General features: G+C 48.1%; 12 protein-coding genes. 10 read left to right on the top strand and 2 right to left on the bottom strand.

What is annotated here, in order from left to right:
• Nucleotides 1–416 precede the first annotated feature (416 nt).
• The 3 genes from A7975_RS27645 to A7975_RS27635 are packed head-to-tail and all read left to right on the top strand — an operon-like array spanning nt 417 to nt 3,358.
• Nucleotides 417–1,223, top strand: a complete 807-nt coding sequence (locus A7975_RS27645; RefSeq protein WP_065387290.1) for a phytanoyl-CoA dioxygenase family protein — start codon at nt 417–419, stop codon at nt 1,221–1,223.
• Nucleotides 1,224–1,282: 59 nt separating this feature from the next.
• Nucleotides 1,283–2,281: a Gfo/Idh/MocA family protein gene (locus A7975_RS27640; RefSeq protein ID WP_065387289.1), complete on the top strand. Its 999-nt coding sequence runs from the start codon at nt 1,283–1,285 to the stop codon at nt 2,279–2,281.
• 3 nt (nt 2,282–2,284) lie between these two features.
• On the top strand, nt 2,285–3,358 hold the full coding sequence (locus A7975_RS27635; RefSeq protein WP_053371908.1) for a Gfo/Idh/MocA family protein: 1,074 nt from the start codon (nt 2,285–2,287) through the stop codon (nt 3,356–3,358).
• Between the two features lie 88 nt (nt 3,359–3,446).
• Here the strand turns inward: A7975_RS27635 and A7975_RS27630 are convergent, their stop codons facing one another.
• Together A7975_RS27630 and A7975_RS27625 are read right to left on the bottom strand one after the other, a co-directional pair.
• Nucleotides 3,447–6,563 (bottom strand): ATP-binding protein, encoded by a 3,117-nt coding sequence (locus A7975_RS27630; protein ID WP_141680445.1) that lies wholly within the window; start codon nt 6,561–6,563, stop codon nt 3,447–3,449.
• A 54-nt stretch (nt 6,564–6,617) separates the two neighbouring features.
• A complete protein-coding gene (locus tag A7975_RS27625) occupies nt 6,618–7,223 on the bottom strand; it encodes a LysE/ArgO family amino acid transporter (RefSeq protein WP_065387287.1) in 606 nt (201 codons plus the stop codon).
• Nucleotides 7,224–7,331: 108 nt separating this feature from the next.
• Between A7975_RS27625 and A7975_RS27620 the strand changes: the two genes are divergently transcribed.
• The 7 genes from A7975_RS27620 (at nt 7,332) to A7975_RS27590 (ending at nt 15,405) form a co-directional block, all read left to right on the top strand.
• Entirely contained in the window at nt 7,332–8,762 is a 1,431-nt protein-coding gene (locus A7975_RS27620) for an aminotransferase-like domain-containing protein (protein ID WP_065387286.1), read from the top strand.
• 109 nt (nt 8,763–8,871) lie between these two features.
• On the top strand, nt 8,872–9,729 hold the full coding sequence (locus tag A7975_RS27615) for a sugar phosphate isomerase/epimerase family protein (RefSeq protein WP_053371904.1): 858 nt from the start codon (nt 8,872–8,874) through the stop codon (nt 9,727–9,729).
• A gap of 64 nt (nt 9,730–9,793) precedes the next feature.
• A complete protein-coding gene (locus A7975_RS27610; RefSeq protein ID WP_218061039.1) occupies nt 9,794–10,735 on the top strand; it encodes an AraC family transcriptional regulator in 942 nt (313 codons plus the stop codon).
• 19 nt (nt 10,736–10,754) lie between these two features.
• Nucleotides 10,755–11,762 (top strand): zinc-dependent alcohol dehydrogenase, encoded by a 1,008-nt coding sequence (locus tag A7975_RS27605; protein WP_053371902.1) that lies wholly within the window; start codon nt 10,755–10,757, stop codon nt 11,760–11,762.
• Nucleotides 11,763–11,810: 48 nt separating this feature from the next.
• Complete coding sequence (locus A7975_RS27600) at nt 11,811–12,656, top strand: sugar phosphate isomerase/epimerase family protein (protein ID WP_065387284.1); 846 nt, start codon at nt 11,811–11,813, stop codon at nt 12,654–12,656.
• A gap of 188 nt (nt 12,657–12,844) precedes the next feature.
• Nucleotides 12,845–13,927, top strand: coding sequence for a GerAB/ArcD/ProY family transporter (locus A7975_RS27595; RefSeq protein WP_065387283.1), 1,083 nt, complete (start codon nt 12,845–12,847; stop codon nt 13,925–13,927).
• On the top strand, nt 13,924–15,405 hold the full coding sequence (locus A7975_RS27590; RefSeq protein ID WP_255314591.1) for a spore germination protein: 1,482 nt from the start codon (nt 13,924–13,926) through the stop codon (nt 15,403–15,405). Before A7975_RS27595 ends, A7975_RS27590 begins: the two co-directional genes overlap by 4 nt.
• Nucleotides 15,406–15,408: the final 3 nt, after the last annotated feature.

Below are 15,408 nucleotides of genomic sequence, written 5' to 3'. Positions count from 1 at the left end.
ACAGTGAAAAAACGTTCATGATCAGATGAGCGAACACGGCTGGCCGGCGGGGCTTTTTCTATTTTTAATGAATAACACGGCTTCTTGTCCCTTTGGATGAGGGGCTATTTGTTTTTTCCTTGAGACGGCTCGGCAGCTCTGCTTAATGAACAGGATTGTTAATATATATTTAACATATATGATTCTGAGATGTGTACGGGCAGTACAAGCTTAATAATCTCGAAATCACTTTTTCAAAGGTATGCATCCTAAAAAAATGTTGCTCGATCACTGTTTTTTTAACTTAACTTAAAAATTAATAGGAATAATTCTGTTTTTTTAGCATGTAATCAAGATGCTGTTCATATTTTACATATATGATATGCAGCTTGTATTAGGATGCTTTGCACCCACTTATTTAAACAGGAGGTTATCGCATGACTGCTGAGCTAAGCCAAGGGCTTAATGCAATATCCAGCCCCGGTGAATTCACGGAGCTTGACCGTTTTATGTTTGATTCATGGGGATATCTTATTATTCCGAACGTATTATCGGCTGAACAAGCGAACGAATGTCTGGAGGCTTCTATCCGCCTCCACGAGAAAGCGGGGACGACGGGCTGGGCACAGGTTGGGCGAGGTTTTGAGACGGAGCAAGCGCTCGACAATTTGATTGACCATCCGGCTGTGCTTCCAAAGGTAAGGGGGCTTTATGGCGACCGTTTCATTCTTCAATCCGCTTGGTGTACGAAGCAGCCGGCATTTGGGGATGCGGGCGGGTGGCATCAAGACGGCTCAGGAGCCTATGATTTTAAGCATCTAGCTTATCCGATACCTCTTTTGCAGCTGCGCGCCTCCTATCTGCTCACCGATCAATCGCTGCCGAGGATGGGCAACATGGAAATGATACCGGGCAGCCACAGATCGCAGGTGCCGCTTCCGGAAAATATTCGCCGCGACAAATCCGATCTGCCGATCGGACATGTTATTTGTGCTCCGGCTGGCTCCGTGCTGCTGTTCCACAATGCCGTCTGGCATCGTACATACATGCATGACGGAGACTATGATCGTTATACCGCGCATTATATTTACAGTCCGCCTTGGGTGCGATTCTCGGACCGTTTTGCGAACGACAAGAACTATTTGGAGCATACCACGCCGGTACGCCGTTACTTGGCGGGAGAGTACGAACGGCCAGACGCTCCGTTCGGAGCCGGATACCCGGACACGGCCTTCAAGGATTAACAAGCTGACTCTTCACGCAATCAGGTTTGATTCGAATAATGATTTGGAGGGATACTCGAATGCTGAATGTCGCAATGATCAGTAAGTGGCATGTTCATGCCGAAGGATACGCTAGTCATTTGCAATCGCTTGGAAACGTAAACATTACGGCCGTATGGGATGAAGTCACAGACAGGGGGCGCGCTTGGGCGGCGCAGCTTGGCGCTGATTTCGAAGCTGATCTGGATGCGCTGCTGAAGCGGGAGGACGTGGATGCCGTCGTCATCGATGCACCAACCAGCATGCACGCCGAAGTGATGATTGCGGCGGCAAATGCGGGCAAGCATATTTTCACGGAGAAATCGATGGCCCTTACCGTGGCGGAATGCGATCAGATTACGGAGGCCGTCCAGAGAGCGGGCGTCAAGTTTTGTATTTCTTTTCCCGCCCGTACTAGGCCGCATCATTTGTTCGCGAAGCAGCTGCTGGATGATGGGCTGCTCGGCGCGGTAACATTGCTCCGCATTCGGAACGGCCATGACGGGGCATTAAATAATTGGCTGCCTGAATACTGGTACGACGAGAAACAGGCAGGCGGGGGAGCCATGATGGATCTCGGATGCCACCCCATGTATCTGGCAAGCTGGCTGCTCGGTCAACCGAAGCGGATTACATCCATGTTTGGTTATTTTACGGGCAGGGCCGTCGAAGATCATGCGCAATGCTCGATTGAGTTCGAAGGTAACGCAATCGCGCTGCTGGAAACAAGCCTAGTCACCTACCTTACACCGCCGGCATTCGAGCTGTACGGCACGGAAGGGACATTGATCATCTCTGGGGATGCCGTTAAACTCGCTTCCAAACATTTGGATTCGCGGTTGCAGGGCTGGATTGCTCCCCGCCAGCTGCCAAAGGAGCAGCCGCTTCCGTTGACAGCATGGGTGGATGGCATCTTGAACGACCGTCCGATGCCGTTCGGGCTGGAGGATGGAACGAAGCTGACGGAGCTGCTTGAAACGGCATATATCGCCCATCGCGAGAGAAGAACGGTCGAATTCAAGCAGCCGGGAGGGAATTGATCGATGCGGACAGTCAAAGTAGCTATAATCGGATGCGGAATGATTGCTAACGGAAAGCATATGCCAAGCTTAGCTAAAATAGAAAATGTGGAAATGGTCGCCTTCTGCGATCTGATCGAGGAAAGAGCGCGCGAAGGCGCCGAGAAATATGGCGTGCCCGGCGCGAAAGTATTTACCGATTACAAACAGCTGCTCGCCATGGAAGATATTGAAGTGGTCCATGTGTTGACGCCTAATATTTCACATGCCGTCATTTCCATCGATGCGATGGAAGCCGGAAAGCACGTAATGTGCGAGAAACCGATGGCCAAGACGGGAGCCGAAGCGAAAGCGATGTACGAGGCTCATGTGAAGACCGGGAAAAAGCTGACGGTCGGCTACCAGAACCGCAGCAAAGCGCAGTCGCTGCTGCTAAAGAAGATGATCGAAAACGATGAGCTCGGCGAGATCTATTATGCCAAAGCGGTCGCAACCAGGCGCAGAGGCGTTCCCACATGGGGCGTGTTTTTGGACAAGGAAAAACAAGGCGGCGGTCCGATGATCGACATCGGCACCCATTCCCTCGATCTCATCCTCTGGCTGATGAACAATTATGAGCCGCAGAGCGTCGTGGGCAGCGTGTTTCATAAATTGAAGGATACGGAAAATGCGGCAAACGAATGGGGTTCATGGGACCCCAAGCAGTTTGAAGTGGAGGATTCCGCCTTCGGTTATGTGAAATTCAAAAATGGCGCCGTCGTTTCGATTGAAACCAGCTGGGCGCTTAATGTCGCCAAGACGGACGGCTCGCTTCTCTGTGGAACGAAGGGCGGTGCTGATTTTAACGACGGTCTGCGGATTAACGGCGAAAGAGACGGCAGCCTATTCATTAATACGATCGACGTAAATCCGAACGCCAGAGAGCAGTTCAGGGGAGAGAATCTAACGGATTTCGAGTATGAAGCGAAGCAGTGGATCGATAGTATCGTAAATAATACCGAGCCGCTCGTTAAACCCGAAGAAGCGATGGTTGTATCCGCTATTCTGGAAGCTGTATATATATCGGCAGAAACCGGAAAACCGGTCTACTTCGATTAATAGCAGGCATAGAGCGCTGGGATAGGGGCAGCCGAGCTGAGCAGGCAAAAAAGGCAATGCGGATTCATGCAAATCCACGCTGCCTTTTTTATTTGTTCGGAATAGGAAAGGATACGGTTGTGCCTTCATTTGGCTTACTGGCAATCGTTAAGCCTTGGCCGTTCAATTGCGTCAAACGGCGATGCGTATTGGCAAGTCCGATACCGCTTTTCCCTCTCATGAGCGGGCTAAGCAATTGAATGATCTTTTCCTCGGCCATTCCGATTCCATTATCTTTCACCTCGATAAGCGTAACGTTTTCACTCCGAGCAATCCGAATATGAACGGTTCCGCCTTCGAACCGGCTAAGCAGGCCATGTCTAACTGCATTCTCGACCAGAGGCTGTATGGAGAGCGGAGGCAGCAGCAAGCTGATGCCGGGCTCAACTTCCCATATGATCGACAATCTGTCCTCGAACCTCTCTCTCTCAATGAACAAATAGGCTTCGACAAGCTCCAGTTCGTGGGCGAGCTCGACAAGTTCCTCCATGTTGAGAAAGTCAAAGCTTATCCTCAAAAAGGACGCAAAGGCATCGCCCATCTTTCGCATCTTATCCGAGTCGATCTCGCTTAGCGCCATAATCGAGTTAAGCGTATTGAATAAAAAGTGTGGATGAATCTGCGCCTGTAGATAGGCAGCTTCCATGCGCAGACGCTCATTTATGGATAGCTTCAGCGTAGTTAACGCCCTTATTCGATATTGGAGCTCTAATGCATCCACAGGTTTGGTTACATAATCGTTGGCGCCTGCCAAAAAACCGGTATAGATGTCAGCGGGCTGGCTGCGCGCGGTCAGCAGCAAAATCGGAAGCTCCGATACGGAATAATGCTCCCTGACTCTCTGCGTCAATTCATAACCTGACATATTCGGCATCATGACATCGGCAATCAATAAGTCCCATCGTCCTGTGGCGAGCAATTCCAACGCTGCGCGGGCTGAATGAGCGGTCGTAATGGCATACGAATCCGTTGATAGGATGCCAACGAGCACATTAAGGTTGACTGGGTCGTCGTCGACCGCAAGAATATTGATTTTCCTGTCTTGCAGGAGCGGATCATAAAGCTTGGCGGCTGCCAACTCGCGGCTCCCGTCATCCGGAAAAACGAGCCCAGCATGCAAATGTTTTATGTTGTCAGCCGTCTCTTCCGTATTTAGCTGCTTTAGAGCTTGTGGCAGGTTTGACGAGTTAGCGAGCGGCAGATCAAAGCTGAATACAGAGCCCTTGCTCTCTTCGGATCGAACGGTTAATGTCCCGCCGTGCAGCTCTACTAATTGTTTGCATATGCTCAAACCAAGCCCGATTCCTCTGCCATCGCTTATGCCTGAAGCTCCTTGCTCATAGGGAAGAAAGATTCTAGCCTGCGTGTCCCCGCTCATGCCGATGCCCGTGTCCGAAACATGGATGACCGCATGGCCATCTCTCGCCTCGGCGGATACGGTAATCGACCCTTTTTCAGTGAATTTCAAGGCGTTATGCACCAAGTTGTAAATGATTTGCACGAGTCTTTTCTCATCGGCCATTACCGGAAGCAAGGATTCCGGGATATCGATTTGCAGCTTTATAGGCTTGCCATCGATCATAAATCTTAACATGCCGAATACGCCGGGAACGATCGCTTGCATGATTACCGGCTCTTTCTGCAATACGATACGATGCTCCTGGAGCCGAGCGACATCAAGAAGATCACCGAGCATATGCGACATACGGCGGCTTATGGTGATGAGCAGCTCCATGTCTTTCAAGCTGCCCGGATCCATGGTTTCCTTTTCTTTGGCTGCAACAGATTGAGCAATATTGATAATACCGTGAAGCGGCGTCCGCAGCTCATGCGACGTATTGGCGAGAAATTGGTCTTTCTGCTTATCGGCATTTTTTAGCTGCTCGTTCAGCTTGTTGTTTTCTTTGGTATGACGGAAATATTTTTTGAACCAGTATGCAGAAAAACCGATAATGGCTGCGATGATATCAAGCGGGTAATAGACGACAGTAACCTCTCTATATGAATTCCATAGACTCCAGAGAAAGTTAGACATGATGCCGGCTGCGGATAAGAGCAGGAAAACAGCGTCGATGTCGGCTTGTTTCTTGAAAACCATCTTTCCTATGACATATACAAACCAAGCAAAAGGTATAACATAAAAAGCGGAAAAAACGTTAAATTCGACGGACCCATTTATGAATGGAGCATTCGCAACGAGCAGAAATGCCGAATAAGAAATAAGCGCCATGGTGTATAACCGCAGCCATTCGTTCCTTGGAGGAGACGAAGAGAATCGCGTGAAGATATGAAGTATGAAAAAAGGCTGCCAAACGAGAGCGAGCAGTTTGATTTTTAGCGCCCACGTATAATTGATCGGCAGCCAGAGCAATAGCAGGTTATCATGCCCGGCGACAATCGAAATCCCGACAGCCAGCGTCAGCAGTCCTGCAAAGAACAAAGCCCTTTCTCTAGGGCTGAATAAATAAAGAATGCAAGCATATACACCATGAATCATTAGCGTAATCAGCATGACCAATTGAAACCCGATCGAGTACCAGCGAACATAATCGATTGCTGCTTGAGAGCCAAAACGAATGGAGCGCAAAATGCCGCCATTGTACGGATCCTCGAAATTAGATATTCGAATGAGCAATTCAATCTCATCGACATCAAGCGCAGCGTAGGAAGCGGTGTAAGAAAAATTTTTGGGTATATGCGCCTTAGCGTTATCAGCAGTTTTTCCGAAATCATTTTCAACTTGCCCGTTTATTTCCACAGTAGAAGCGGATTGCAATCCTCGCAGCCAGAAGGCGACTGGAACCTCCAGCGGGTCGACTAGAATACGTAACCGGTAAGTTCCGTAGCCAAAAGAAGAGCCTGTTCCACTTGCCAATACGCGTCCCCAGTCGCCCGGAACTTGGATATTTTGAGATTGGTTTTCCTCTAGCGCCGCATCCCGATGGGAAACGAATTTTTCAGGGTAGAACTTCCACTCGCCGTCCAAGGGGATTGTTGGCGTATTCGATAAGTCCCGTCCGCGCAGATCAAGTATTCCATCGACAGCATGGGAATGCTCTGTTGCCGAAAAAATTTCAGACCAAGTCCAGCGCAGGCCAAGGAGTATGCTAAGGAATAATAGGATGGTAGCTATATATTTAAGGGTGGTTGTATTCGTTATTCGCATCATACAACGATATTCGACATTATATTTGTTTATCCCTTTATTAAATGCCCGCAGCTATGCAAACAAGCTTTTTAATAGCAGCAGCGCCGTAAGCCATATAAAAATAGCGGAAAATTTGTTAAATATATTTAATATCGGGCCCGAGCCATCTAATTTTTTGATAAAAGCGCCTGCGATTGTGAGGCCGAAAAACCAGCACCACGATACTGCTATGCAAGTTGCTGTAAATAGAATCTGCTCCAGTCCTGCGTATCGCAAAGCGCTTGTTCCAATCACGCCGACAGTATCCAAGATCGCATGCGGATTCAAAAGCGAGACAGACAGCGCAAATACAATCTGCTTCTGCGGCGGCAAGCTTTTCCCTGATTCCCGCTTGGCAGGCCTCGAGTTCCATACGGAATATCCCATATACAATAGGAAAATAATACCGATAATCATTAAGCCAAGCCGCAGCCACGCAAATTGCAGCACGATGACGGACAAGCCGAACACCGCGAATAAAATAAGCAGCGTATCGCAAAGCGCGGCTGTAAGGGTTGCCGGCAACGCCTTGAAAAGGTTTGGCTGCGTTGCCCCTTGCGTAAAAATAAAGATGTTTTGCACGCCTAAAGGCAAAATAAGGCCAAATGCTAATAAAATCCCATGAAGTGTGGCTTCCATCTCAAATGAACTCCTTTCCTTCTTCACTTTACCTATGTTACAAATGAAAGAGAACAACCAATTGGATGGTTTTTGGACCCAACCAGTTTTGAAGGGAGACTGATTATTTTGCAATGGAAACCGGATCGTGCCTTTCCCTTATCGCTTCATGAACAGATCTATAATTGGATCAGCGCCCGCATCCGGCAGGGTGAATGGACGATCGGCACAAAGCTTCCTTCGCAAAGGAAGCTTTCCGAAATGTTGGAGGTAAACCGCAGCACCATCATTCAAGTGCTTGAAGAATTAAAGGCAAATGGGATATTAGAGACCCAAAGAGGCGGAGGCACATACGTATCCAATAGCAGCTGGAATAAGCTGCTAAGCCATGAGCAGCCCAATTGGCATAAGCATATCGATGCGAGCATTCATGAGCCGAATTATCATACCATTCAACTCATTAATGAGCACGAGCAAAATGCTTCGATGATTCGGCTGGGCACTGGCGAGCTTTCACCCGATTTACTGCCAACGGCGTTGCTTGAGCAATCGCTGCAAAATATATCCTTGTTTGCTAGAGATATCGGCTATTCAGAGCCAAAGGGCAATAAAAAGCTGCGTATCGCATTGAGCGGGCATTTGCAAAAACGAGGTATTAATACGTCACCGGAGAGTATCCTGATCGTTTCTGGCGCGCTTCAAGCGCTGCAGCTTATTTCATTGGGCATTCTTGAGCAGCGTTCAAATGTGTTCCAGGAGCCGCCTTCTTATTTGAATTCGATTCATCCTTTTCAATCTGCAGGCATGCGTGTAATCTCGGTAAGTAGAGAACAACAGCTGAAAAAAACGTTAAAAGCATTAAAGGGTAAAAAACAATCGTTATTTTATACGGTGCCTACCCTCAATAACCCGTCTGGGCGGATTCTAACGATGGAAGATAGACAAGCTTTATTAGACATCTGCACGTCCCTGCAAATTCCGATCATTGAAGACGACGTATATCACGAATTAACTTTCGAGGATGCTCCTCCATCGATGAAATCAATGGATCATTCCGGACAAGTCCTTTATATAGGCAGCGTTTCAAAGACGTTGAGCCCCGGTTTAAGAATTGGCTGGGTCGTGGCGCCTGAACCTGTCATCAATCGATTGGCTGATATTAAAATGCAAACGGATTACGGCTCAAGCGCCTTTTCGCAGCAGATTGTAACGCACTGGCTTACATCCGGCTTGTACGATTCGCACGTCGGGCGGTTGCGCTGCCAATTGCAAAGACGGGCAGCGTTTGTGGAAGAGATTTTGACCAAAGACTTTGGACAACTCGCATCATGGGAAAAGCCAAAAGGCGGCTTTTATATTTGGCTGCGATTTAACGAGCCTATTGTGAATAAAGCGTTGTTTCAACAGCTCATCAAACAAAAGTTATTGATTAATCCCGGATATATTTATGATCCAAAGGATTTTCATCACATTCGCTTATCCTACGCCTATGCAACTTTGGAAGAGCTAAAGCAAGGGCTGCACATCTTGTTAAATGTAGTGGCACAAAAAAGCAGCTAACGGTGTTTTAGATAAAAATTAATGGTTTAAGCTAAAGATTATGTCCGGATACAACCCCTATAATCGGGTTATATCCGGATTTTTTTTATTTCTAGGGAGGTGAGAACGTTTGAAATCATATAAAGGAAAAATAGCTGTGCACGCGATTACCTGGGGGGATAACCATCTGCAGGCGCTTGATGAAGCTTCAAAGCTCGGCTATCGGGCGATTGAGCCATGGCCTTCCTTTGCGCTTCAATATGAACAAAACATCTCGTTGTTCAAAGAACTGCTGGCACAGCACAGCTTGGAATTGTCGGGGCTTTACGGAGGCGTTACTGGAGATCCGTCCTGCAAGTTTGCCGATCCGTCCAAACGGCAGCATATCGTAGATTACAATGTGCGGCTGGCGCGAATCGTTTCGTTATGCGGGGCGGGTCATTTGCTGCTTGGTCCCGGCGGTCCCCGGCTGAAGCCAGCCAGCTTGGAGGAGCTGAAGATAGCGGCTTCAACGATTACCGAAATTGCGAAACGAACCCTCGAGCTAGGCGTCAAAGCCTGTCTTCATCCGCATTTATGGACCGAGCTTCAGGATGAGAATGAGCTGGATGCGATTATGGACTTATGCGATTCCGAGGCCGTTTATTTTGCCCCGGATACTGCCCAATTGACTGGAGCCGGAATGGATCCTGCGGAGCTGATTCGCCGGTATAAAGATAGAGTCGCCTACGTGCATCTAAAGGATGTTACGAAAGACGGCGCCGTGGCAGAAGATTTTCCGATGCTTGAAGGGAACGAGGTTCCGATATTTTGCGAGCTGGGTCTGGGTAAAATCGATTTTGACCCGATTATAGAAGCGTTAAACGATATTGCGTATGAGGGCTGGATGACGCTTGAGATCGACCGCTCAACCAGCACGCCTTATCGCAGCTTGGAGATTTGCAGAGACTTCGTGGAGCAGCGGCTTCACATTCCGGTTAGAGGATAAAGATAGGGGGCTGTAATCGTTGCCGGCAATGGATTATATTTAGAGCATAATCCAATGGATAAACATGAAGCGATTAACGCTCGTGCCGGATAACGATAAAGGAAGTTTGGAGGAACGAATGATGGAAGCATGGATGAATACCATTTCTCCCTTTGTGAGAGTCGTTAAAATCGCAAAATCTTCTTCGCTCTCCGGCGAGTGGATTGATTTTGACCATGTCTTTACCTATATCGAGCAAGGAGAAGCGGATTTTATATTAAACGGGATCAAGTATCTAGCGAAAGAGGGAGATCTTTTTCTGATGCCCCCCATGCTTCCGCATATCATTCGAACGACATCGGACGTTCCCTTGATTCAATATATTGTGCATTTTGATCTTCATTATGACGAAACCCGGAGCGGCTGGAAGGAAACGGGGCTTATCAATGAGCAGACCAGAGAGGTTCCCTTACGGGAGAAAGCTTTGGGAGCCATCGTGCCGATCTCCCATCTGCGCACTTCAGACCGCATCGACTTAAAGAGAAGATTTCTGCTGCTGCAAAAAATTTTTCTGGACGAGAAGTCCAACCGCGATTTGCTTACCAAGGCTATAGGCATCGAGCTGCTTTATTTTTTCCTAAAGGGACAGGTAGGCAGCAAGGAGCAGGAAGGCAAGCTGACGAAAGGATGGGGTGTGCTTGAGAAATCCATTCACTTCATCCATGAGCGCTATGCTGATGCAGGGCTTGATAATGTCACGATCAGCAGGCATGCCGGCGTCTCCACCAATCATTTATCTTTTTTGTTCAAGGAGCAATTGAATATAACGATTCATAAATATTTAACCCATGTGCGGATCGAGCAAGCCAAAGTGAAAATTATCGAAGGACAAAAAACGGTTACGGCGATTGCGGAGGAGGTAGGCTTCTCCGGCATTCATTTGTTCAGCCGTACCTTCAAGGCGACGGTTGGCATAACGCCCAGCCAGTTTTTTGCCGCCCATACCACGATCCGCAAAGACGGATAAGAGAAGGAGCATCACTAGGATGGAAAATAAACAGATCGTATTTGCAGCGCCGTGGCAGGTTGAGGTGCATGATGCGCCGTTATCTATTTCCCATATAGGAGACCATGAGGCGTTAGTAAAAAAGAAATATACGTTGATCAGCCCGGGTACGGAGCTTGCATGCTTATCCGGCAATGAAGGATGGTTTGGCATGCCCGGGATTCCTGGCTACGCATCGGTGAGCGAGATTATAGAAATAGGCAAGGGCGTCGAGGGATTCTGGCCCGGAGATGTTGTTTTTCATTACGGCGATCATTCCGCTTATCAAATCGTTCCGACGACCGGCGTATTTTTGAGGGCTCCCCAGCACGTTCCGTTAACTTGGGTTCCTTTTACGCGGATGGCAACGGTGGCATTCACCTCGACACGGGTATCGCAAATTGAACTAGGCGACAACGTGGCCGTTACAGGGCTTGGGCTCATTGGCAATATGGCTTCGCAACTGGCTAAGCTTGCGGGAGCAAATGTGTTTGGGATCGATCTGTCGGAGCAACGTTTGAAGATGGCGGAAACGACCGGGATTGACGCAGCCTTGCATGCAGGACGCGGGGATATTCGTGAAGAGATCATGAGGCTTACGAGAGGAGAAGGCGTATCTACATTAATTGAGGCAACCGGCGTGCCGAAGGCAGCGGTCGATAATCTGCCTTTGATTGCGAAGTCCGGAGAGCTGATCCTTCTTGGCAGCCCGCGCGGAGAATACCAAACGAACGTAACGGAAGTGCTGAATTACGTTCATTTGATCAATTACGGCTGCATTACATTTAAGGGCGCGCATGAATGGCGTTATCCGGTGGAGAAGGACCCGTTCGTGAAGCATTCCTTGGTGCGTAATTCGCAAATCGTATTTGACTTGATGGCGCAAAACAAGCTGAGCATCGAGCCGCTGATCAGCCATATTGTTAAACCGGAGGAAGCGGCATCTGCTTATATCGGGTTAAGAGATGACAAAGAGCATTACTATGGCGTTTTATTCGATTGGGCATAAAATCAGGCGCAGCATGCGAATCTATTTTTTCTGATGGAGCTGAACGATATGTTAAGAGGCTTGACCCGGGCGGGACTCGGTGAAGTCAGTGACGATAAACGGTTCATTGAACTGGCGGCGGAAAAAGGTTTTCAAGCCGTTGAGATTGATGCATTAGGATGGATAGAAACTTACGGGCTTGAAGGAGCTAGGGAGCTGCTGAATTCGAACGGAATGGCGATGGGCGCCTTCGATTTAGGGGTAGATTGGCGGAGCAGCGAGGAAGATTTTCTTGGGAGCATAGGCTTGTTGGAGGCTCGTGCCAAAGCGGCGGCGTTACTGGGAGGCGATTCCTGCTGCACGTATATATTGCCCTCGACTGACCATTCACCCGCAGTGCTGGCCATACATGCCGCTTGCCGGCTTAGAACATGCGCGGATATCATAGGCGCATACGGAATTAGGCTTAGTCTGGAATTTGTTGGTCCGCACCACTGGCGAACGGCGTTTCAGCATCCTTTTATCCATACGCTGGAGGATACGTTAGCGTTCATCGCTGCGATTGACAGGCCCAATGTCGGCTTGCTGCTGGATTCCTATCACTGGCATACGAATGGATTAACGACCTTGGATATTGAGCGATTGTCCGCAAGCCAAATCGTGTATGTCCATATTAACGATGCCAAGCCAATGGCGGTTGAGCAATTATTGGACAATGACCGGTTATATCCGGGTGAGGGCGTTATCGATTTGAGCGGTTTTTTGCGCAGTTTACGAAAAATCGGCTATACAGGCGTTGTAGCGCAAGAGGTGTTGATGCAAAACGGAGAAGGGGTTCAGCCAACGCTGGAAGCGTCGCTGCATCGCTCGAAGACAGGCTTTGACAAGGTGTTTTTAGCGCTTGATGCCGTGTAATTAGAACGGCAAGTCTATCATGATGAATGAGGAGAAACCCGGCCCTTTGAGGCCGGGTTTTTAATGGTGTCTAGCGGTGAGAAGCAGCAAAGGGCAGCCAAGAACAACCATCCCATGCATAATCGAGCGATGGAAGGGAAAGTATACCAGATGTAGAAAATGTAAAAAGCTTGAGGAGGGGAGCAGCGATGGAGGGATCCTTTTCTAGACTTCAGATCGTATTTTTATTGCTATTATCACTTGGGATCTCTAACCACGTACTGATTATCCCTCATCTTCTCCAAGCGGCGGAACGCGATGCATGGTTCAGTATTGCCATCGCTTATTTGGCATTGATTGGATGGAGCCTGATTTTATATCTTGTTTTAAAATCGATGCGTTCATTATCCTTTTCCGATTGGCTTAAATTACGGACGGGCAAACTCGGCTTATGGCTGGTGAGCGGGGGGCTCGTTCTATATTTATTGGCGGCAGGAAACATGATCGTGTTTGATACGGCAAAGACCGTCAAAATTTACTTTCTTCCCAATACAAGCGATATCGTCGTTACGCTAAGCTTTATCTTTTTGTGTTACTGCGCCTCAAAAGCGGGAATGAAGACGCTTGTCTATATGTCTGCCATGTTATTGCCTGTCGTGATGCTGCTAGGCTTCGGGGTATCCATCATGACTATGGATAGCAAAGACTATGGCATGCTTCAGCCCTTCCTTAAGGAAGGGCTCGATACGCAGCTATCCGGAGGAATAGTCGTATTTGGCGGCAGCATGGATTTGCTTATTTTGCTTTTGATCCAGCATAAAATGAGCAAGCCCATGAACTACGGAACCATTTTTCTGCTTTTGTTCATGCTGGTAGGTCTAATTATGGGGCCTACAATCGGTTCCATAGCTTCGTTTGGCCCTTTTCAAGCTGAGAATTTACGCTTCCCGGCTTTCGAACAATGGAGGCTCGTTATGATCGGCAGCAATATCTCGCATGTTGATTTTTTAGCTGCCTTTCAATTAATGGCAGGCAGCATTGTGAGAACAGCTCTAATTATCTATCTCTTATGTGAACTAACCGGAGCGAAATCCCCCAAAAAACGCCAAATGGTTATGCTCATTTGCGCAACCATCATTTCGCTGCCCTCCCTTCTAAATGTCAGCGACATTCAGATGCAGCAAATTATTCATCAATACTTTTATGACGGTTCCCTCTGGTTCGGCGTTACGTTAACCGCGCTTCTATTTACGATAACCTTTATACCGCAGCGGAAAGGAGCACGAAAATGAATAAGTCGCAAGAAGAGTCGATGTTATTCGCAGAGCATGACACCCGGCTGCGCAGCGGCAGTTTGTTAGCAGGCGAATTGAAAGAAGCATTCTCGCATTATTCGGATGTCCAGTTTCCGCTTCTTCCGCAATTGGAGTTCTCAGACCAATTAACGGCCTTTTATTGTGAAGGCATGATCGAGAAGACGGAGCTGAATGCATACTTTACTAGGGCATGTCATTATATTAACCGTTTGCATGTCGATCCGGATGAAACAGTATCGGAATATACGGACGAAATGCCTATTTTAGAGATCAATCGGTCATTCGGGGAAATGATCACTAGTTTGTTTACCGGCAAATTGATCATATACCGGGAAAGCGACAGTTACTTTTGGACAGTCGATATTTCCAAAGTGCCCCAGCGTTCCTTACAGGAGTCCAATACGGAAATTTCGATCAAGGGGCCAAAGGATGCATTCACAGAAGACCTATTTACAAATATTTCGCTGATTCGGAAACGGATGCAAACCGGATTATTGTTCAGCGAGCAGTTCTTAATCGGCAGCTTAAGCAAGACGCAAATATGCTTGCTTTATCTGAGCCATAAAGCGGACCCGAAGATGATTTCCAACGTGCGCAGACGTTTGGAAACCTTTCAAGCGGAAAGCATCGTGAGCAGCGGGCAGCTCGAGCAATGGCTGTCGGATCGAACCTTTTCGTTGTTTCCCTTGATTGATTACATCGGTCGGCCAGACTTTGTCATTGAAACGCTGCTGCGGGGAAGATTCTCGATCGTCGTAGACGGATCGCCGATGGTGCTTATCGGGCCATCTAACTTCCTTGAATTGCTAAAAACGCCAGAAGACGTCCATTTTCCGTTTCACTTTGTCATCTTTCAACGGATTCTAAGGATCCTCGGTTTGTTGATCGGCATTTTTTTGCCGGGCTTTTGGATTGCCCTTGCATCGGTGAATTTAGACCAGATCCCCTTTTTCCTGCTGTCTACAGTGGTCATTTCACGAGAAGGGGTTCCGCTGCCTTCTTTTCTAGAGGCATTTCTTTTGCTGTTTCAATTTGAATTGCTGCGGGAAGCCGGCATTCGGCTGCCGAAAGCCGTCGGCCAAACGATTGGAATCGTTGGAGGCTTGATCATTGGAGACTCCCTTATCCGCGCAGGGCTAGCATCGCCGACTTTGCTCGTCATTGTAGCTCTTTCGACCGTATCCACGTTTTGTTTGGTAAATCAGTCTTTGTCCGGCACGGTAAGCCTGATCCGAATTTTTATTTTGCTCATATCCTCGTTCTTGGGGATCTATGGCTTTTTTCTGAGCATGTTTTTGATTTTAATTTATCTCTGCCGCCTTGAATCCTTCGGGCTCTCTTATCTGGAACCGATCTCTTCCTTGCGCTTCAAGGATTGGCTGGGAGCCTTCGTTGTTGATCCATTCCGAAGATCACGTTTCTCGTCAGCCATGATTAATAAGCGAAAGAGGTGATAG

Origin of the sequence: Bacillus sp. FJAT-26390, assembly GCF_001682865.1 — a bacterium.
In the GTDB taxonomy this organism is placed as follows: Bacteria; Bacillota; Bacilli; order Paenibacillales; family Paenibacillaceae; genus Pristimantibacillus.
Note: the sequence above shows the minus strand (reverse complement) of the source record. Positions and strands in the feature narration are given on the sequence as shown.

Excerpts from the sequence above, each read along its gene's own strand:
- A7975_RS27645 (WP_065387290.1), top strand. The coding sequence starts at position 417 with ATGACTGCTGAGCTAAGCCAAGGGCTTAATGCAATATCCAGCCCCGGT.
- A7975_RS27640 (WP_065387289.1), top strand. The coding sequence starts at position 1,283 with ATGCTGAATGTCGCAATGATCAGTAAGTGGCATGTTCATGCCGAAGGA.
- A7975_RS27635 (WP_053371908.1), top strand. The coding sequence starts at position 2,285 with ATGCGGACAGTCAAAGTAGCTATAATCGGATGCGGAATGATTGCTAAC.
- A7975_RS27630 (WP_141680445.1), bottom strand. The coding sequence starts at position 6,563 with ATGCGAATAACGAATACAACCACCCTTAAATATATAGCTACCATCCTA.
- A7975_RS27625 (WP_065387287.1), bottom strand. The coding sequence starts at position 7,223 with ATGGAAGCCACACTTCATGGGATTTTATTAGCATTTGGCCTTATTTTG.
- A7975_RS27610 (WP_218061039.1), top strand. The coding sequence starts at position 9,794 with ATGAAGCGATTAACGCTCGTGCCGGATAACGATAAAGGAAGTTTGGAG.
- A7975_RS27605 (WP_053371902.1), top strand. The coding sequence starts at position 10,755 with ATGGAAAATAAACAGATCGTATTTGCAGCGCCGTGGCAGGTTGAGGTG.
- A7975_RS27600 (WP_065387284.1), top strand. The coding sequence starts at position 11,811 with ATGTTAAGAGGCTTGACCCGGGCGGGACTCGGTGAAGTCAGTGACGAT.
- A7975_RS27595 (WP_065387283.1), top strand. The coding sequence starts at position 12,845 with ATGGAGGGATCCTTTTCTAGACTTCAGATCGTATTTTTATTGCTATTA.
- A7975_RS27590 (WP_255314591.1), top strand. The coding sequence starts at position 13,924 with ATGAATAAGTCGCAAGAAGAGTCGATGTTATTCGCAGAGCATGACACC.